This window comes from Streptomyces camelliae (genome assembly GCF_027625935.1).
GTDB lineage: Bacteria > Actinomycetota > Actinomycetes > Streptomycetales > Streptomycetaceae > Streptomyces > Streptomyces camelliae.
The window spans coordinates 7,708,994-7,726,531 of sequence record NZ_CP115300.1 but is presented as its reverse complement, the minus strand read 5'-3'; the positions used below and the strand labels follow the sequence as shown (position 1 = coordinate 7,726,531).

Below are 17,538 nucleotides of genomic sequence, written 5' to 3'. Positions count from 1 at the left end.
CGTCACACCCCCCGCTGCCGCAGCACCGACCCCGTCCTGCCCTTCACGACCTCCAGCTGGGCGTGGATGCGGCGCCGCAGGTCAGGGACATGGCTGACGATGCCGACGCTGCGGTCCCGCTCCCGGAGTGAGTCGAGGACGTCCAACACCTCGTCGAGGGTCTGGTCGTCGAGGCTGCCGAAGCCCTCGTCGATGAAGAGGGTGTCGAGGCGGACGCCGCCCGCCTCGTCGGTGACGACGTCCGCGAGGCCGAGGGCGAGGGCGAGGGAGGCGAAGAAGGTCTCGCCGCCGGAGAGGGTCGCGGTGTCGCGTTCGCGGCCGGTCCAGGCGTCGACCACGTGCAGGCCGAGCCCGCTGCGGCCGCGTCCGGAGCGGTCGTCGGAGTGGACGAGGGTGTAGCGGCCGGACGACATGCGCTGCAGCCGGGCGGTCGCGGCGGCGGCGACCTGCTCCAGGCGGGCCGCCAGGACGTACGACTCCAGGCGCATCTTGCGTTCGTTGTCGGCGGAGGTGCCCGCGGTGAGAGCGGCGAGGCGGGCGACCCGGTCGTACTCCTCGCGCAGCGGGGCGAGCCGCCGTACGGCTGCGGTGGCGCGCGCGGAGAGGCGGTCCAGCTCGGTGCAGCAGCGGGCGGCCGCGTCGCGCGCGGAGGCGGCCGCCCGGAGCCGCCGCTCCGCCTCGGCCGCAGTGCGCTCCGCCGTCGCGAGGTCGGCGGGCGGCTGCTGGGCGGCGGCCGCGGTGTCCCCCTCGGCCAGCACGGTGCGTACGGCCGCTTCCTCCGACTGCCAGGCGTCCAGGCGGTGTTGCAGCTCGCGATGGGCGGCGGGGTCCAGGAGGGCGGCGGCCGCGGCCTGCGGGGTGTCGAAGCCGGCCCGGTAGGCGGCGTCGGCGAGGCGGGCGTCGGCGTCCTTCAGGCGCTGGGCGGTGTCCTCGGCGGTGCGGGCGGCGTCGGCGGCGTCGGTGAGCAGCGCGACGCGCCGCTCCAGCTGCGCGGCCCGCGCGGCCACGCTGCCGGCGGTGCCGCGCGCCTGCGTCAACTCCGCTTCCAGCTGGGCCTGTTCGCGCTCCAGGGTGTCGCGCCGGGTGAGCCGGGAAGCGGCTCGTACGGCGGCCTGCTGGCGGTCGGCCAGGCGCTGCTCGCGCTCGCGCTCGGCGCGGCGCAGCTCCTCGTGGGCGGCGTGCAGGGCGGAGGCCTCGCGGCGGGCGCGGGCGTACTCCTGATCCAACTCCTCCGCCTGCGCTTCCAGTTGGGCGGTGGGGGTGTCACCGGCCTCGGCGGTGGCGGCGGCCAGGGCCTCGCGGACGACGCCGAGCCGCCGCTCCGCCTCGGCGTGCCGCCGGTCGGCCTCCTGGGAGGTCCGGTGTGCCCGTTCCTCGGTCTCGCGGTCGACGTGTCCGGCGATCTTGCGGGCCGGGGCGGGGTGTTCGGTGGCTCCGCAGACGGTGCAGGGCTCGCCGTCGGTGAGGTGGGCGGCCAGTTCGGCGGCGATGCCGGTCAGGCGCTGTTCCTTGAGGTCGAGCCAGTGGGCGCGGGCGGCGAGGGCCTGCTGCTCGCAGGCGCGGGCCCGGCGCTGCGCGTCCTCCAGGTCGGCGGCCAGCGCGTCCCGGGTGCGGGCCGCGGTGAGCCGCTTGCCCATCGGCTCCCGCCGCACGGCGAGCTGTTCGGCGCGGGTGGCCGCTTCCTGGGCGGAGTCGACGCGGGCCTGGAGCGCGGCGCGGGCGCCGTCCCAGCCGTCGAGCCAGGCTTCGGCCTCGCGCAGCACCTCCTCGTCGGCACGCTCCTGCCGGTCGAGCCCGTCGCGCTCCTCAGCCAGTTGGACGAGCTTCTGCTCGGCGCGGCGGGCGGCGTCCAGACCGCCCAGTTCCTCGGCGGCCCGGCGGGCGGCGGCGGCCAGCCCGCTCGCGCCCGCGTCGGCGTGGGAGTCGGGGAGCGTCCCGCGCGCACGTGCCTCGGCGGCGGCGGCCCGGCGGTGCTCCTCCTCGGCGACCTCGCGCAGCTCCAGCGCGGGCGCGACCGCCTCCGCCTTGCGGGACCGCTCCATGCGCTCCTGGGCCTCGCGATGGGCCCCGGAGTGCTGCTGGAGCCGCTCGGCGCGCTGCCGGGCCTCGGCGAACCTGCTCTGCAGCCGGGCGAGTTCGCGTACGGCGTCCAGGGCGCGGCGGGCTTCGGTGTGGGCGGACTCGGCGGCGCCGAGCCGGAGGTGGGCGATGGTGAGGCGCTCGCGGGCGGTGGCGCGGGCGACGGCGGCGGCACCGAGGACCGCCTCGGCCAGGCCCGGGTCGCCGGGCGCCAGCTCGGGCAGCTCCATGGCGTCGCCGGACTCCTGCTGCATGCGGTGGGCGTCGGCGAGCAGCGCAGCGTCGCCTTCACGCACGCGTGCCTCGGTGGCGCGGCGGCGGTCGGCGAGGCGCTTTTCGACGTCGGCGAAGCGCTGGGTGTCGAAGAGCCGGCCGAGGAGCCGGCCGCGGGCCTCGGCGTCGGCGCGCAGGAAGCGGGCGAAGTCCCCCTGGGGCAGCAGCACGACCTGGCAGAACTGCTCGCGGCTCATGCCGAGGAGCTGCTCGAACTCCCTGCCGACCTCGTCGTGGGAGCGGCTGAGGTCCTTCCAGGTGCCGGTCGTGCTGTCGTACTCGCGCAGCCAGGTCTGGGCCTTGTCGACCGTGGTGCCCTTGCCGCGCAGCTTGGGCCGCTCCCACGCGGGCTGCCGGGTGACCTCCAGCCGGCGTCCGGCGACGGTGAGGTCGAGGCGGATCTCGGCGCGGGTGCCCGGCTCCGCGTGATCGCTGCGCAGGTTCATGCCCTTGCCGCTGCCGCTCTGCCGGGCGCCGGGGACAGTGCCGTACAGGGCATAGCAGACGGCGTCCAGGACGGAGGTCTTGCCGGCGCCGGTGGGGCCGTGCAGCAGGAAGAGGCCGGCGGCCGAGAGGGCGTCGAAGTCGACGCTCTGGGAGCCGCCGAAGGGTCCGAAGGCGGTGATGTCGAGCCGGTGGAGCCTCACCGGGCCACCTCCCGTACGGCGTCGTCGGCGCGCACGGCGTCGAACGCCTCGCGCAGCACGTCCAGCTCCCGGTCGTCCGGCCCGGCGCCGCGCACATGGGCGACGAAGTCCTGGGCGACCTGCTGGTCGCTGCGGCCGGCGAGCCGGCGGGCGTACGACACCCCGGGGTCGTCCGGGGCCCGCTCGGGGGCGAAGACGAGGCTGAGGGTGTGCGGGAAGCGCTCGGTGAGCCGGGCCATGGGGTCGGCGGGGCGGACCGGGTCGGTGAGGGTGGCCTCGACCCACGCGTCCGTGTGCCGGGCCAGGGCGGGGTCGGCGAGCAGGTCCTCCAGCATGCCCTTGACGCGGGCCAGCGGGCGCGGCACCGGGCAGTCGAGGCGCTCGGCGGTGACGGAGCCGTCGGCGGCCAGGTCGATCAGCCACATGGTCTTGCGGTGGTCGGTCTCGGAGAAGGAGTAGGCGAGCGGGGAGCCGGAGTAGCGCACGCGTTCGGTGATGGTCTGGCAGCCGTGCAGATGGCCCAGGGCGACGTAGTCGACGCCGTCGAAGACGCCGGCCGGTACGGCGGCCACCCCGCCGACGGTGATGTCACGCTCGCTGTCGCTGACCTGGCCGCCGGTGACGAAGGCGTGGGCGAGGACGACGGAGCGGGTGCCCCGCGCGCGTGTGGCGAGGTCGGCGCGGACGCGGTCCATGGCGGCGCCGAGCACGGCCTCGTGCCCGGCCTTGTCCACCGCGAACTCGTCCTTCACCAGGGCGGGTTCGAGATAGGGAAGCCCGTAGAAGGCGACGTCCCCGTGGGCGTCGCTCAGCACGACCGGGGTGCCGGCGGCGGCCGGGTCGGTACGCAGGTGGATGCCTGCGCGCCGGATGAGTCCGGCGCCGACGCCGAGGCGGCGGGCCGAGTCGTGGTTGCCGGAGATCATCACCGTGGGCACGCCGAGGTCCGCGAGGCGGTGCAGCGCGTCGTCGAACAGCTCGACCGCGGCGAGCGGGGGCACCGCGCGGTCGTACACGTCACCGGACACGACCACCGCGTCCACGGCGTGCTCGCGCACGGTGGTGACGAGGTGGCCGATGAACTCGGCCTGGGCCCCGAGCATGTTCACCCGGTGGAAGGCCCGGCCGAGATGCCAGTCGGACGTGTGCAGCAGTTTCATGATCCCCGAGATTAACGGCCGGGACTGACATCACGGGCGGTTACTCCCGTATCGGCCGCCACGACTGACACCTTCATTCCATATGCCCGATTAGTACCGAACTATCAGGCATCTCCGTAGGCTTCGCCGCCCAATTCGAACCCCGCCGTGCCCGCGGTCACGTCGGCGAGCCAGGCGCGGAAGGCGTCCACGTCGGCGTCGGGCAGCCCGATCTCGATGGTGACGGCGGCCGCGCCGTAACGGATGTCCCGCACCTCCCGTCCGGTGGCCCGCAGATCGTTCTGGACCTTGCCCGCGCGCTGGTGGTCGACGGTCACGGTGGCCAGCCGGAAGCGGCGCCGGGTGAGCGTGCCGAGCGTGTCGAGAGCCTCGCCCACGGCACCGCCGTAGGCGCGGATGAGTCCGCCGGCGCCGAGCTTGACGCCGCCGTAGTAGCGGGTGACGACCGCGGCGACGTAGCGCATCTCACGGCGCAGCAGCATCTGGAGCATGGGGACGCCGGCGGTGCCGCCCGGTTCACCGTCGTCGCTGGCCTTCTGCACGGAGGCGTCGGCGCCGATGACGTACGCCCAGCAGTTGTGGGTCGCGTCGGCGTGCTCCTTGCGGACGGAGGCGATGAAGTCCTGCGCCTCCTGCTCGGTGGCGGCCGGGGCGAGGGCGCACAGGAAGCGGGAACGGTTGATCTCGGTCTCGTGCACGCCCGCGCGGGCGACTGTGCGGTACTCGTCCTGCATCCCGCCAGCCTATGCGCTCCGCCGGTTGCGCCGAGACGTGAAGTGCCACGACCAGCCCGCGCCCCTGGGTGGCGCTATCCCTTCGGCCCGCGCGGCACCGTGAACCAGGTCAGCAGGGCCGCGCCGGGCGTGAGGGCGGACCAGCCGGTGCCGCGCCAGGTGAGGACGGCGATCGCGGACGTCGGGAACTTCGTCCGCACCCGCTCCAGCGTGTCGTCGAGACCGTCCCCGGCGAGCTCCAGGACGAGCTCCTCCAACCCGGGGTTGTGCCCGACGAGCAGCAGGGTCTCCACCTCGGACGGCACCTCGCGGACCACGTCCAGCAGGTCGGCCACGTCGGCCGCGTACAGCCGCCGGTCGTAGCGCACCGGCGGCGGGGTGCCCCATTCGGCGGAGGCCAGCTCCCAGGTACGGCGGGCGCGTACGGCCGTGGAGCACAGGGCGAGGTCGGGCAGGCAGTCGGCCTCGGCGAGGGCACGTCCGGCGGCCGGGGCGTCCCGCAGGCCACGCTGTGCGAGCGGTCTGCGGTGGTCCTCGACGCCCTCGGGCCAGGCGGACTTGGCGTGCCGCAGCACCACCAGCCGACGCAACGGGCCCGCCGCACCCGCCCGCGCGATCATGCGAGCTTCCCGAGGTCACGGGCGAGGTCGAGGGCGAGCAGCCGGTCGGCGTAGACGAACGTCTCGAACCGGGCACCGTCCGGCAGCTCCGGATCGTTCTCGACGTCCCGCAGCACTTCGAGAACGCCGGGCAGATCGAGATCGTCCTCCCACGCGGACCGCAATCGCCCCCGCACCCCCTCGGGCACAGGCCTGGACGGCCGCCGAGCCCACCCGGCCACCGCCCCCCGCCACCGCCCCAGCCACCCGGCCGCATCGTCCAGCCGACCCGGGTCCAGCCGCACGGCTTCACCCCGCGGGACAGCCAGCAAGGCGAGCCGCAGGGCCTCCGGATCGGCAAGGAGAAGGGGCGGGAGCGCGGGGTGCGGGGTGGGGCGGGCGGTGGCCCCGGACACCCGGCCGGGCGCATCCTCGCCACTCTGTCCGGAACCCCGCCCGGAGCCCTCGCCGGGGGCAGGCCGGCCCGATGCGCCCGGCGTACCGGCCCCCTCAGCCGTCGGCTCCCTCGCCCACTCCCCCGGTCCCCCCGCCCACTCCACCGGCGCCACCCGCAGCACCGGCCCGCCCCCGAACGCGGTCGCCGGCTCCGCCGTCACATGGATCGCCTGGGCCTCGCCCAGGCCCGAGGCCAGGTCCCGGTCGTGTTCGAAGGGGCGGATGGCGAGGGTGGTGGCGGCTGTGCGGAGCTCGGCGTGCCGGCGGGGGGCGGTGAGGATCGTCCAGACCGGGGTGCCGGAGAGTTCCAGGGCGCGGGACAGGAGGTCCGCGGTCAGGAGCACCCGCAGAGCCGTCGGGTCCAGGCCGGAGGCGTAGGCCTCGATACGGGTCAGGCCACGGCGGGCGGGCGCGGCGGGAACGGGCTCACCGGTTCGGTCGTCGAGGATGCGCAGCACGGGGCGAGCGTAGGCGGGCCGACGGCCGTGCGCAGGCATCTTGCAGGCATCTTGTGTCGATTCCGGACATGATGACGAGGCGGCGGGACGGGAACGGGACGGGAATCCGGAACCCCGCGGCGCTGTTGGCCCGGCGAAGAGTTCCCGCGCCCCGAGGAGGCGGCCATGACGGCCACGCACCACGACGACATGAACGGTGATGAAGACGGCGCCGATGCGTACGGCGACGACGCGACCGTCCGCAGGATCCTGACCGAGCTGGGCGACACCTGGGCCGTGGTCGGCCTGTCGAGCAACCGGAACCGGGCGGCCTACGGCGTGGCGCAGGTGCTCCAGCGGTTCGGCAAGCGGATCGTGCCGGTGCATCCGAAGGCCGAGACGGTGCACGGCGAGCAGGGGTACGCCTCCCTCGCGGACATCCCCTTCGACGTCGACGTGGTCGATGTCTTCGTGAACAGCGAGCTGGCCGGTGCGGTGGCCGACGAGGCCGTGGCGAAGGGCGCGCGGGCGGTGTGGTTCCAGTTGGGTGTGGTCGACCCGGCCGCCGGCCGGCGGACTCGGGAGGCTGGTCTGGACATGGTCATGGACCGCTGCCCGGCGATCGAAATTCCCCGCCTGCGCTAGCGAATCTCTCCTTCTACTCACAATTCGCCTCTGAATATTGACATTCATACCGGGCATCTGAGCTGTGACAAGGCCGTGACCGAGCGTGGGCCCAAGACAACTAAGATCCAGGGTCAAAATTTGGTTAACGGTCTTTTAACGGCCCGGAACCCACCCCTAGCCTATGGCCCCACTTGCTCGTCATTACTGCGTTTACGATCTGAGAGGCCACTTGACATGGCGAATGTCGACCAGGCTCCACCGGTAGCCACAAGCGACACCGGTGGTGGTCTGCGCCGCGACGTCGGACTCATCGGTCTGATGTGGGCATCGGTGGGTTCCATCATCGGCTCCGGCTGGCTCTTCGGGGCTGAGAAGGCCGTCGTCGCGGCCGGACCCGCGGCGATCATCTCGTGGGTGATCGGCGCCGTGGCCATCGTGCTGCTCGCCCTCGTGCATGCCGAACTGGGCGGCATGTTCCCGGTGGCGGGCGGTACCGCGCGCTACCCGCACTACGCCTTCGGCGGCCTGGCCGGCATGTCCTTCGGCTGGTTCTCCTGGCTCCAGGCCGCGACCGTGGCCCCGATCGAGGTCGAGGCCATGATCGGCTACGCCAAGCACTGGCACTGGGCCGACGGCTTCCAGAACGCCAACGGCACCCTCACGACCAGCGGCATCGTCGTCGCGGTGCTCCTCATGGCGGTCTTCGTCGCGGTGAACTTCTTCGGCGTCCGGGTCCTGGCGCACACCAACAGCGCCGCCACCTGGTGGAAGATCGCCGTCCCGCTCGTCGCGATCTTCGTCATCGCCATCGGCAACTTCCACCCGTCCAACTTCACCTCCGAGGGCTTCGCGCCGTTCGGCGCCAAGGGTGTCCTCACCGCGATCAGCTCCAGCGGCATCATCTTCGCCCTGCTCGGCTTCGAGCAGGCGATCCAGCTGGCCGGCGAGAGCCGCAACCCGAAGCGCGACCTGCCGCGCGCGACGCTCGGCTCGGTCGCCATCGGCGCCACGATCTACCTGCTCCTCCAGGTCGTGTTCATCGCCGCCCTGCCGCACGCCTCCTTCGCGAAGGGCTGGGCAAAGCTGGACTACGTCGGCATCAGCGGTCCCTGGGCGGGTCTCGCCACGGTCGTCGGCGTGGGCTGGCTGGCCGGTGTCCTGTACGCCGACGCGATCATCTCCCCCGGCGGCACCGGCCTGATCTACACCACCGCCACCTCCCGCATCTCCTTCGGCCTGGCCAAGAACGGCTACGCGCCGAAGATCTTCGCCAAGACCGACTCGCGTGGTGTGCCGTGGTTCGGCCTGGCGATGTCGTTCGTGACCGGTGTGATCTGCTTCCTGCCGTTCCCGAGCTGGCAGACCCTGGTCGGCTTCATCACCTCGGCGAGCGTGCTGATGTACGCGGGCGCTCCGCTGGCGTACGGCGTCTTCAAGGACCGGCTGCCGAACCACGACCGTCCGTACAAGCTGCCCGCCGGCAACATCCTCTCGCCGCTGTCCTTCGTGGTCGCCAACCTGATCATCTTCTGGTCCGGCTGGGACACCCTGTGGCGCCTGGGCTTCGCGATCCTGATCGGCTACGTGCTGCTCGGCTCCTACGCCGCCTACGCGATCAGCAAGAACCTGCCCAACGCTCCCCGGCTGGACTTCAAGGCCGCGCAGTGGCTGGTCCCCTACCTGCTGGGCATCGGCGTGATCTCCTACCTGAGCACCTTCGGCGGCAACGGTGACCTGCCGCTGTGGTGGGACATGCTGGTCGTCACGGTGTTCTCGCTCGTCATCTACTACTGGGCCAAGGCGACCGCCTCCGAGCCTCAGGCGATCGAGCGCAGCATCGAGGAGGTCGTCGTCACCGACGCCCCCGCCCACTGAACCACCCCCTCCCGGTGTCCCGTCAGCAGAACCGTGGCTGACGGGACACCGTCATAATGCGGGGGTGATCTCCCCCTCCCTCTCCCCCCACTCCGACTCCGCGCCCGGGGAAGGCCGTACGGACGAACGCCGTACGGTCGTCGTCCTGGGCGCCGGACCCGCCGGCCTCACCGTCGGCAACATCCTGCGGGCCGCCTCGGTCGACTGTGTCGTCCTGGAGACCGAGAGCAGGCAGTTCATCGAGACCCGGCCCCGGGCCGGCGTCATCGAGGAATGGGCCGTGCGCGAACTCGACCGCCGGGGCCTGGCCGGACACCTGCCACAGCGGGCCGAGCTGCACAGCGCCTGCGAGTTCCGCTTCGCCGGCGAGCGCCACCGCTTCCCCTACGCCGAACTGACTGACCGTCACCACTACGTCTACCCCCAGCCGTTGCTGGTGACCGACCTCGTGCGGGAGTACGCCGATGTGCGCGGCGGCGACATCCGCTTCGGGGTACGGGACGTCACCCTGCACGACCTGGACACGGACCGGCCGACGGTGTCGTACCGGTGCCCGGACACAGGTGAACGGCGGCTGCTGCGCTGCGACTTCATCGCGGGCTGCGACGGCGCGCGCGGGGTGTCCCGGGACGCGATACCCGAGCAGCGGCGCCGAACGGCACGGCAGGACGACGGCATCGGCTGGCTGGCGCTGCTCGCCGAGGTCCCGCCGTCCACGGACTGCGTACTGTTCGGCGTCCATCCGCGCGGCTTCGCCGGGCAGATGCCGCGCAGCCCGGAGGTGACCCGGTTCTACCTCCAGTGCCCGCCGGGTGACGATCCGGCGAACTGGCCGCACGAGCGAGTCTGGACCGAGCTGCGCGAACGGCTCGGCGCGGCCGGCGCGCCCCCGCTCACCGAGGGCTGGCTGATCGAGAAGCGTGTGCTGGACATGCACCACTACGTCGTCGAGCCCCTGGCCCACGGGCGGCTGTTCCTGGCCGGTGACGCCGGCCACCTGGTCGCGCCGATCGCCGCGAAGGGCATGAACCTGGCCCTGCACGACGCCTTCCTGCTCGGCGACGCGCTCGCCTCGTACGTCACGACGGGCGACGGCACCGGCCTGGACGGCTACTCCGACGCATGTCTGCGCCGGGTGTGGGACTACCAGGAGTTCTCCCAGTGGCTGTCGGACATCTACCACGGCGTCGCGTCGGGTGATCCGTTCCGCGCCGGTACCACGCTGGCCCGGCTGCGCCGGCTGTTCTCCTCGCCCGCGGCCGCAGCGGCCTTCGCCGAGCAGTACCTCGGTACGGCCGCCGCCTACTGAGCGCGCTCGTCGAGGTGGTGGTCGGCGGTCTTCAGCGCCTCGTCCACCAGCCGGCGCAGGTGCCCGTGCGCGAGGGAGTAGACCACCCGGCGGCCCTCCTTGCGGGTCCGCACCAGGCCCGCGAGCCGCAACCGGGCCAGATGCTGGCTGACCGCGGGGCGGGCCGCACCGCAGGTCTCCGTGAGCGTGGTGACATCGGCCTCCCCCGCCGTCAGCGCGTGCAGCAGGGTGAGGCGGGTGCGGTCGCCGAGCAGGGACAGCAGCTCGGCGGCCAGCGTGAACTGTTCCTCGCCCGGGGTGCGCGGGTGCGCATGGTGCGCAGGTGATAGGTGCATGCGTGCGCTCATACGCACATAATGGTCCCGTGGGCGCCACCCGTCCACTCCCGCACACCGGAAGGGGACCCACGTGAGCGACCGGCACCCTCACCAGGACGCACATGAGCACGGGCACGGGGACGGGCACGGGCATGACCACGGGCACGGACATGCCCGCGACCACCAGCACGACCACCACCCCACCCGCCCCCGCTCCCGCGCCGCCGCCCTCCGGCACCGCCTCGCGCATCTGCTCACCCCGCACTCCCACGAGACCGCCGACAAGCTGGACTCCGCCCTGGAGTCATCGGCGCGCGGGATGCGGGCGCTGTGGGTGTCGCTGGGCGTCCTCGGGGTGACCGCGCTGGCGCAGGCGGTCGTGGTGGCCGTCTCCGGGTCGGTGGCGCTGCTCGGGGACACCGTGCACAACGCCGCCGACGCCCTGACCGCCGTCCCCCTCGGCATCGCCTTCGTGCTGGGGCGTCGGGCGGCGAACCGCCGGTTCACCTACGGCTACGGCCGGGCCGAGGACCTCGCGGGGCTGGTGATCGTGCTGACGATCGCGGCCTCGGCGGCCTTCGCCGCGTGGGCGGCCGTGGACCGGCTGCTCGATCCGCGCCCGGTCGCGCAGGTGCCGGCGGTCGCGGTGGCCGCGCTGGTCGGCTTCGCCGGCAACGAGTGGGTGGCCCGGTACCGGATCCGGGTGGGCCGCGAGATCGGTTCGGCGGCGCTGGTCGCCGACGGACTGCACGCCCGCACCGACGGCTTCACCTCGCTGGCCGTACTGGTGGGGGCCGGCGGGTCCGCGCTCGGCTGGCAACTGGCCGACCCGGTCGTGGGGTTGGCGATCACGGCGGCGATCGCGCTGGTGCTGCGGGACGCGGCGCGCGAGGTGTTCCGGCGGGTGATGGACGCCGTGGACCCGGCACTGGTGGACCGGGCCGAGCGGGCGGTGCGGTCGGTGCCGGGTGTGCGCGAGGTGGGCGAGCTGCGGCTGCGCTGGATCGGACACCGGCTGCGGGCCGAACTCGCGGTGGTGGTGGACGGCGACGCGACGGTACGACAGGCCCACGGCATCGCCGTCGAGGCCGAACACGCACTGCTGCACGCGGTACCGCGGCTGACGGCCGCCCTGGTGCACGCCGATCCGGCACCGGCGCCGGGCGAGACGGACCCGCACCTGGCGCTGGCCCATCACGTGACGGCCTGAGGTCAGACGCCGATGCCGAGGCCCTCCAGCACCACGGCGCCGGGCAGTTCGGCGAGGGCTTTGCCGGGGACCAGCAGTTTGCCGCGCCGGCGGCCGCTGCCGACGAGGACGTAGGGCAGGTCGGCGACGGCCGCGTCCACCAGCAGCGGCCAGCCGGCGGGCAGTCCGACCGGGGTGATGCCGCCGTACTCCATGCCGGTCTCACCGGTCGCCGTGTCCATCGAGGCGAACGAGGCCTTGCGGGCGCCGAGATGGCGGCGGACGACGCCGTTGACGTCGACCCGGGTGGTGGAGAGCACCAGACACGCGGCCAGCGTGGTCTCGCCGCCCCGCTTGCCCGCGACCACCACGCAGTTCGCCGACTGCTCCAGCAGCTCGCGGCCGTAGTGCTCGACGAAGACGGCGGTGTCCGCCCAGCGCGGGTCGGTGTCGACGTAGAGGACGCGGTCGGCGGGGACCGTGCCCTGCCAGGTGCGTACGGCGTCGGCGACCGGCGCGGTCAGTTCGTCCAGGCAGTCCGGAACCGGGGTGGCGGTGTCGAAGTCTCCGATGGGTGCGCGCATGGCCGCACGCTAACAGCCCGCCCTCGCGCGGTTCAGCGCACGGGTGGCACCGAGACGGCCATGATCATCTCCATCGGTACCTCACCCTCGTTGCCGTACGCGTGCTGGGTACTGGCCTCGAACGTGGCGCTCGCGCCGGTCGGCACCCGATGGGCCACGCCGTCGACGGTGAGGGTCAGTTCGCCGGCGGTGACGTGGACGAGTTCCACGGTGCCCACCGGGTGCGGCTCGGAGGGGCTGGACTCGCCCGGCATCAGCCGCCAGTCCCACATCTCCACCGGGCCGGGGGCCTCCGTGCCCGCCAGCAGGCGGTTGTAGCTGCCGGCGTCGGTGTGCCACAGCCGTACGGCCTGCTCGGGGGCGACGATGCGGACCTTGGGGCCCTGCTCGTAGTCGAGCAGGGTGGTGATGCTGATGCCGAGCGCGTCGCCGATCTTGACGACGGTGCCGATGCTGGGGTTCGTCCGGGCCTGCTCGATCTGGATGAGCATGCCGCGGCTGACTCCGGCCCGGGCCGCGAGCACGTCCAGGGTGAAGCCGCGCACCGTGCGCCAGTGCTTGACGTTGCGGGCCAGGGACTGGGTCAGCAGGTCGAGGTCCGACACATCACGTCCATCGAGGAGAGTTCACTATAAGGGATGACAGGGTTCAATGTGCTGAACTACGGTGGGATGCACACGATCGTTCAGCAAACTGTACTGCGAGGCCAGCCGTGACAGCATTCTTCGCCCTCACCACCAGTCTCCTGTGGGGGCTGGCCGACTTCGGCGGCGGACTGCTGACCCGGCGCAGCCCCGCGCTGACGGTCGTGGTCGTCTCGCAGGCCATCGCGGCGGCCGTGCTCGGCGCGATCGTCGTCGCGACGGGCGGCTGGAGCGAGGCCGGACCCCGGCTGTGGTTCGCGTTCGCCGCGGGTCTGGTCGGCCCGGTCGCCCTGCTCTCCTTCTACAAGGCGCTGGCGCTCGGCCCCATGGGAGTCGTCTCGCCGCTCGCCACCCTCAGCGTGGCCGTCCCGGTCGGCGTCGGTCTGGTCCTCGGCGAGCGCCCGGGGCTGCTCCAGGTCGCGGGCATCGCGGTCGCCGTCACCGGTGTCGTCCTCGCGGGCGGCCCGCAGCTGCGCGGCGCGCCCGTCCAGCGGCAGACGATCCTGCTCACCCTGATCGCCGCGCTCGGCTTCGGCACGGTCTTCGCCCTGATCACGGAGGCGTCGACCACGGTGACCGGCCTGTTCCTCGCCCTGTTCGTACAGCGGCTGACCAATGTCGCGGTCGGCGGGGCCGCGCTCGCGGTCTCCGTCCGGCGGGGCGGCCGGGCCGTACCGGAGGGCGGTTTCCCCTGGGCCTCGCTGCCCGCGCTGGCCTTCGTCGGACTGGCCGACGTGGCAGCCAACGGCACCTACGCGATCGCCGCCCAGCACGGACCGGTCACCGTGGCCGCCGTCCTCGCCTCGCTGTACCCGGTGGTGACCGCGCTGGCCGCGCGCGGCTTCCTCAGCGAGCGGCTGCGCGCGATCCAGGCGGCGGGCGCGGGGCTCGCCCTGCTCGGCACGCTGCTGCTGGCGACCGGCTGACACCTCCGCCGCGACCCGCGCCGCCGAAGCCGCCCCGGCCGGACAGCCGCGGGCGGGCCGATCGGGCACCAGGTTCTCGGCCGCCACCGGCCGACGCTGACCGCGTCGGCGTGATGCTCCCCGGCGAGGGCGGCGTCCGCGGCGACGTCCCGGCCGGCTGATCTCCGGCGAGCATGCGCCGGCGCCGTGGCTCAGCCCTCGGGCTCCAGCCGGGCCAGCTGCGCCACGGCCTCCTCGTCCAGCTCCGCCAGCGCCCGCAGCTGCTCCGGCGTCATGCCGTCCGGTATCGGCACCGGCGCCGGGGTCCGCAGCGGGGGCTGCCAGCCGTCCTCGGCCGTCCAGCGCCGTACCACCCGGGCCGGTGCCCCGGCCACCACGGCGTGATCGGGCACCGTGCCGCGCACCACGGCACCGGCCGCGACGACCACGTTCCGGCCGATCCGCGCGCCGGGCAGGATCACCGCGCCGGTGCCGATCCAGCAGCCCGGGCCGATCTCCACCGGCTCCATCCGCGGCCACTGCCTGCCGATGGGCTCGTGCGGGTCGTCGTAGGAGTGGTTGGTGGAGGTGACGTAGACGTACGGGCCGAAGTAGCAGTCACGGCCGATGGTGACCGTCGTGTCCGCGATGACATGGCTGCCCCGGCCGAGGACGACTCCGTCGCCGATGCGCAGGATCGGGTCCGGGCCGAGGTCGAGGTCCGGCATCAGACCGGCGGTCAGCGTGACCTGCTCGGCGATGATGCAGTGGGAGCCGAGGTGGATCCAGGGCTCGCCGAAGACGGTGCCGAGCGGGAAGGCCAGCCTGGTGGCTTCGCCGATCGAGCCGAACCGGAAGCGGCCGGGGTGGTCCGCGCTGACCGAACCCGTGCGCTGCGCCCAGGCCCAGACCGCGTGCACCGCGCGCTGCGCCGCGCGGTGACGCCAGGATGAGAACGTGTTCTTCCGCTGGGGCACGGGGTCACGTTACTAAGCGGACGCTTTCGGCGAGAGACCTGCCTGCTGTGATCTTTGCCCCAGCCCGTGTCGTACGGTGCGGAGGACGACGACACGAGGAGAACGGTGATGACGCAGCAGGCGCTGATCGTGGGCATCGGCGGCAGGGAGCCCCGGGTCGATCCCGGGGCGTTCGTGGCGCCTACGGCTTCCGTGATCGGGGACGTTTCGCTCCGCTCCGGGGCGAGTGTCTGGTACGGCGCGGTGGTGCGGGGCGATGTCGAGCGTATCGAGATCGGTGCGAGCAGCAATGTGCAGGACAACTGCACATTGCATGCGGATCCCGGGTTTCCCGTGAGCGTGGGTGAGCGGGTTTCCATCGGGCACAACGCGGTGGTGCACGGGGCGACGGTGGAGGACGACTGCCTCATCGGGATGGGGGCGACCGTGCTGAATGGGGCCGTCATCGGCGCTGGGTCACTTGTTGCCGCTCAGGCGCTGGTGCCGCAGGGGATGGTGGTGCCGCCCGGGTCGCTGGTGGCGGGGGTGCCGGCGAAGGTGCGGCGCGAACTGACTGAGGAAGAGCGGCAGGGGGTCACCCTCAACGGCACCATGTATGCGGAGTTGGCGAAGGCGCATCGCGAGGTGCATGAATAGGCCGTCTGGCGAGTACCGGTTGTCCGTGGTTTGTCGCTCCCCCAGGTTCTCGACTTCGCTCGAACCCGGGGGGACCCCCATCGCGGCGGAGCCGCACATCGATACAGCCCCGCGCCCCTCTGGAGCGCGCTTTCACTCCCCGGCGCTTACCGGTTCCGCTTCCCGCTCGCCCTGCAGCTGGGCCTTCTTCGCCTTGCGCTTGACCAGCAGCATCGAGGCCAGGCCGACGAGGACCGCTGCCGCCAGGCCCACGTAGGAGAACTTCTTCAGCCAGCCCTCGGCGACGACGCCCACGTAGTAGATGACGGCCGTAGTGCCGCCCGCCCAGCAGATGCCGCCGAGGACGTTGGCGATCAGGAACTTCCAGTACGGCATGTGCAGGACGCCGGCGAGGGGGCCGGCGAAGATGCGCAGGAGGGCGATGAAGCGGCCGACGAAGACGGCCCACATGCCCCACTTCTCGAAGGACCGCTCGGCGGTGGCCACATGGCCTTCGCTGAAGTGCTTCGGGAATTTCTTGCCCAGCCAGGCCAGCAGCGGGCGGCCGCCCTTGCGACCGATGGCGTAACCGATGGAGTCGCCGATCACCGCACCGGCGGTCGCGCAGGCGCCGAGGACGATCGGGTTGATGCCGGAATGCTGCGAGGACATCAGCGCCGCCGAGACCAGGACGATCTCACCCGGCAGCGGAATGCCCAGGCTCTCCACACCGATCACCAGGGCCACCACGGCGTAGACGGCGGCCGCGGGCACCGAGTCGAGCCATTCCTGGACGTGCACCGCGGGTTCCTCCCCTGTCGCTGTCCTTGCCTCCCGGGCGCCGCATGTAAAGGGCGTCCCAAGGGAAGGCTACCTGGTCGGCGGTGAACGGCGGTTAAGCGCACGCTTCCCCCCCGGCTCCCCGGTGGCACCGCCCCGCCCTCGGCCCTTGGGTTTTCGGACACCGTGGTGTCACGCGGGCGGGGCAGGCTCCCCCGGTATCGCCCGACCCGCCTCCCCCAGGTCCCGCCCCCGGGACCCGCCGCGGAAGGACGACGCCCGTGTCCGCACCGTCTCCGTCCCCGCTCTCGCTCCCTGCGGCCCCGCCCGTGCGGGAGGGGGCCCTCTCCTCGCTCGCCGAGGCAACCCCTTCGCCCCGGCCCGCGTCTTTCCTGGCGGGCCGGCCCGTGCGGCTGGCCCTGTGCCTCGCTCCGCTGCTGCTGGCCGGCGGCTGGGCGATGGCCAACCGGCCCCTGGTGTACGAGGGGGTCCGGCGGCTCGTCGCGGCCGATCCCTGGTGGCTGCTGGCCGGGGGCGGTTTCACCTGCCTGAACTGGGTGGCGGCCGCCTGCGTCCGGCAGGGCGCGCTGCCCGACCGGCTGCCGGCAGGACAGTTGCTGGCCTCGCAGTTCGCCGCCGGTGCGGCCAATCACGCGCTTCCCGGCGGGCTCGGCGCCCATGCCGTCACGGTGCGGTTCCTGCGGGCGCGCGGGGTGCCGCCGGCCCGTGCGGCGGCGTCGGTCGGGTTGTACTCACTGGCGAAGTCCTCCGCGAAGACGGTGGTGCTCGTCGTGTTCCTGGCCGTGTCTCCGGCCTGGCGGGACCTCGGCGGGCTGGTACCGGACGGGCGGCTGCTGGTGCCGGTCGCCGCCGTCGTGGGCGGGGCCCTCGCGGTCGCCGGGGTGCTGCTCACGGTCGTACGGCCGCTCAGGCGGCCGGTGACCGGGATGCTGCGCTGTGCCCTCGCCGACGCGCGGGAGGTGCACACGCGGCCCTGCCGGGTGGCCGCGCTGTGGGGCGGGGCGGTCGCGATGCCGCTGCTGCAGGCGGCCGCCCTCGCCTGTGTCGGTACCTCGCTCGGACTGGAGCTGCCGTGGGAGCAGGTGATGCTCGCCCATCTCGCGGCGGGCACGGCCGTCGGCGCGGTGCCGGCGCCGGGCGGACTCGCGGTCGACGCGGCGCTGGTGTGGACGCTGATCGCCTTCGGCTCGGCCCCCTCGGTGGCCACCGCGACCGTCATCGGATACCGGGTGCTGACGGACTGGGCGCCACTGGCGCCGGGCGCCGTGGTGTTGTCCGCGCTGATCCGGGCCAAGATCCTGTGAGTGCTG

At 73.2% G+C, this 17,538-nt stretch carries 17 protein-coding genes; 7 read left to right on the top strand and 10 right to left on the bottom strand.

Annotation, left to right across the window (positions count from 1 at the left end):
- Nucleotides 1-2: 2 nt before the first annotated feature.
- The 5 genes from O1G22_RS35400 to O1G22_RS35380 form a co-directional block, all read right to left on the bottom strand.
- Nucleotides 3-2,999 carry an AAA family ATPase gene (locus O1G22_RS35400; RefSeq protein ID WP_270085022.1) on the bottom strand — a complete coding sequence of 999 codons (2,997 nt, stop codon included), beginning with the start codon at nucleotides 2,997-2,999 and terminating at the stop codon, nucleotides 3-5.
- Nucleotides 2,996-4,159: an exonuclease SbcCD subunit D gene (locus O1G22_RS35395; protein WP_270085021.1), complete on the bottom strand. Its 1,164-nt coding sequence runs from the start codon at nucleotides 4,157-4,159 to the stop codon at nucleotides 2,996-2,998. Before O1G22_RS35395 ends, O1G22_RS35400 begins: the two co-directional genes overlap by 4 nt.
- A 104-nt stretch (nucleotides 4,160-4,263) precedes the next feature.
- Entirely contained in the window at nucleotides 4,264-4,893 is a 630-nt protein-coding gene (locus tag O1G22_RS35390) for a YigZ family protein (RefSeq protein WP_270085020.1), read from the bottom strand.
- Nucleotides 4,894-4,967: 74 nt separating this feature from the next.
- Entirely contained in the window at nucleotides 4,968-5,513 is a 546-nt protein-coding gene (locus tag O1G22_RS35385) for a SixA phosphatase family protein (RefSeq protein ID WP_270085019.1), read from the bottom strand.
- Nucleotides 5,510-6,406, bottom strand: coding sequence for a hypothetical protein (locus O1G22_RS35380; RefSeq protein ID WP_270085018.1), 897 nt, complete (start codon nucleotides 6,404-6,406; stop codon nucleotides 5,510-5,512). Before O1G22_RS35380 ends, O1G22_RS35385 begins: the two co-directional genes overlap by 4 nt.
- A 165-nt stretch (nucleotides 6,407-6,571) precedes the next feature.
- On the opposite strand from O1G22_RS35380, the gene O1G22_RS35375 reads away from it, so the two are divergent.
- The 3 genes from O1G22_RS35375 (at nucleotide 6,572) to O1G22_RS35365 (ending at nucleotide 10,196) form a co-directional block, all read left to right on the top strand.
- Nucleotides 6,572-7,030, top strand: coding sequence for a CoA-binding protein (locus tag O1G22_RS35375; protein ID WP_428986434.1), 459 nt, complete (start codon nucleotides 6,572-6,574; stop codon nucleotides 7,028-7,030).
- Between the two features lie 216 nt (nucleotides 7,031-7,246).
- Nucleotides 7,247-8,887 carry an APC family permease gene (locus O1G22_RS35370; protein WP_270085017.1) on the top strand — a complete coding sequence of 547 codons (1,641 nt, stop codon included), beginning with the start codon at nucleotides 7,247-7,249 and terminating at the stop codon, nucleotides 8,885-8,887.
- 67 nt (nucleotides 8,888-8,954) lie between these two features.
- On the top strand, nucleotides 8,955-10,196 hold the full coding sequence (locus O1G22_RS35365) for a 4-hydroxybenzoate 3-monooxygenase (protein WP_428986526.1): 1,242 nt from the start codon (nucleotides 8,955-8,957) through the stop codon (nucleotides 10,194-10,196).
- Here the strand turns inward: O1G22_RS35365 and O1G22_RS35360 are convergent.
- Nucleotides 10,190-10,543, bottom strand: coding sequence for an ArsR/SmtB family transcription factor (locus O1G22_RS35360; protein ID WP_225098841.1), 354 nt, complete (start codon nucleotides 10,541-10,543; stop codon nucleotides 10,190-10,192). The genes O1G22_RS35365 and O1G22_RS35360 overlap by 7 nt on opposite strands.
- 61 nt (nucleotides 10,544-10,604) lie before the next feature.
- Here O1G22_RS35360 and O1G22_RS35355 point away from each other — a divergent pair, with 61 nt between their 5' ends.
- On the top strand, nucleotides 10,605-11,723 hold the full coding sequence (locus O1G22_RS35355) for a cation diffusion facilitator family transporter (RefSeq protein ID WP_270085015.1): 1,119 nt from the start codon (nucleotides 10,605-10,607) through the stop codon (nucleotides 11,721-11,723).
- A gap of 2 nt (nucleotides 11,724-11,725) precedes the next feature.
- On the opposite strand, the gene O1G22_RS35350 is transcribed toward O1G22_RS35355, so the two are convergent.
- Nucleotides 11,726-12,286 carry a YbaK/EbsC family protein gene (locus O1G22_RS35350; protein WP_270085014.1) on the bottom strand — a complete coding sequence of 187 codons (561 nt, stop codon included), beginning with the start codon at nucleotides 12,284-12,286 and terminating at the stop codon, nucleotides 11,726-11,728.
- A gap of 32 nt (nucleotides 12,287-12,318) precedes the next feature.
- Nucleotides 12,319-12,891, bottom strand: a complete 573-nt coding sequence (locus tag O1G22_RS35345) for a helix-turn-helix domain-containing protein (protein WP_270085013.1) — start codon at nucleotides 12,889-12,891, stop codon at nucleotides 12,319-12,321.
- A 107-nt stretch (nucleotides 12,892-12,998) separates the two neighbouring features.
- Between O1G22_RS35345 and O1G22_RS35340 the strand changes: the two genes are divergently transcribed.
- Entirely contained in the window at nucleotides 12,999-13,856 is an 858-nt protein-coding gene (locus O1G22_RS35340; protein WP_225098837.1) for an EamA family transporter, read from the top strand.
- 191 nt (nucleotides 13,857-14,047) lie between these two features.
- On the opposite strand, the gene O1G22_RS35335 is transcribed toward O1G22_RS35340, so the two are convergent.
- A complete protein-coding gene (locus O1G22_RS35335) occupies nucleotides 14,048-14,812 on the bottom strand; it encodes an acyltransferase (protein WP_225098836.1) in 765 nt (254 codons plus the stop codon).
- Between the two features lie 108 nt (nucleotides 14,813-14,920).
- Between O1G22_RS35335 and O1G22_RS35330 the strand changes: the two genes are divergently transcribed.
- On the top strand, nucleotides 14,921-15,448 hold the full coding sequence (locus O1G22_RS35330; RefSeq protein WP_270085012.1) for a gamma carbonic anhydrase family protein: 528 nt from the start codon (nucleotides 14,921-14,923) through the stop codon (nucleotides 15,446-15,448).
- 132 nt (nucleotides 15,449-15,580) lie between these two features.
- On the opposite strand, the gene O1G22_RS35325 is transcribed toward O1G22_RS35330, so the two are convergent.
- Nucleotides 15,581-16,228 carry a DedA family protein gene (locus tag O1G22_RS35325; protein WP_270085011.1) on the bottom strand — a complete coding sequence of 216 codons (648 nt, stop codon included), beginning with the start codon at nucleotides 16,226-16,228 and terminating at the stop codon, nucleotides 15,581-15,583.
- Nucleotides 16,229-16,488: 260 nt separating this feature from the next.
- On the opposite strand from O1G22_RS35325, the gene O1G22_RS35320 reads away from it, so the two are divergent.
- Complete coding sequence (locus tag O1G22_RS35320) at nucleotides 16,489-17,532, top strand: lysylphosphatidylglycerol synthase transmembrane domain-containing protein (RefSeq protein WP_270085010.1); 1,044 nt, start codon at nucleotides 16,489-16,491, stop codon at nucleotides 17,530-17,532.
- Nucleotides 17,533-17,538 lie beyond the last annotated feature (6 nt).

Excerpts from the sequence above, each read along its gene's own strand:
- O1G22_RS35375 (WP_428986434.1), top strand. The coding sequence starts at position 6,572 with ATGACGGCCACGCACCACGACGACATGAACGGTGATGAAGACGGCGCC.
- O1G22_RS35360 (WP_225098841.1), bottom strand. The coding sequence starts at position 10,543 with ATGAGCGCACGCATGCACCTATCACCTGCGCACCATGCGCACCCGCGC.
- O1G22_RS35350 (WP_270085014.1), bottom strand. The coding sequence starts at position 12,286 with ATGCGCGCACCCATCGGAGACTTCGACACCGCCACCCCGGTTCCGGAC.
- O1G22_RS35370 (WP_270085017.1), top strand. The coding sequence starts at position 7,247 with ATGGCGAATGTCGACCAGGCTCCACCGGTAGCCACAAGCGACACCGGT.
- O1G22_RS35390 (WP_270085020.1), bottom strand. The coding sequence starts at position 4,893 with ATGCAGGACGAGTACCGCACAGTCGCCCGCGCGGGCGTGCACGAGACC.
- O1G22_RS35395 (WP_270085021.1), bottom strand. The coding sequence starts at position 4,159 with ATGAAACTGCTGCACACGTCCGACTGGCATCTCGGCCGGGCCTTCCAC.
- O1G22_RS35330 (WP_270085012.1), top strand. The coding sequence starts at position 14,921 with ATGACGCAGCAGGCGCTGATCGTGGGCATCGGCGGCAGGGAGCCCCGG.
- O1G22_RS35385 (WP_270085019.1), bottom strand. The coding sequence starts at position 5,513 with ATGATCGCGCGGGCGGGTGCGGCGGGCCCGTTGCGTCGGCTGGTGGTG.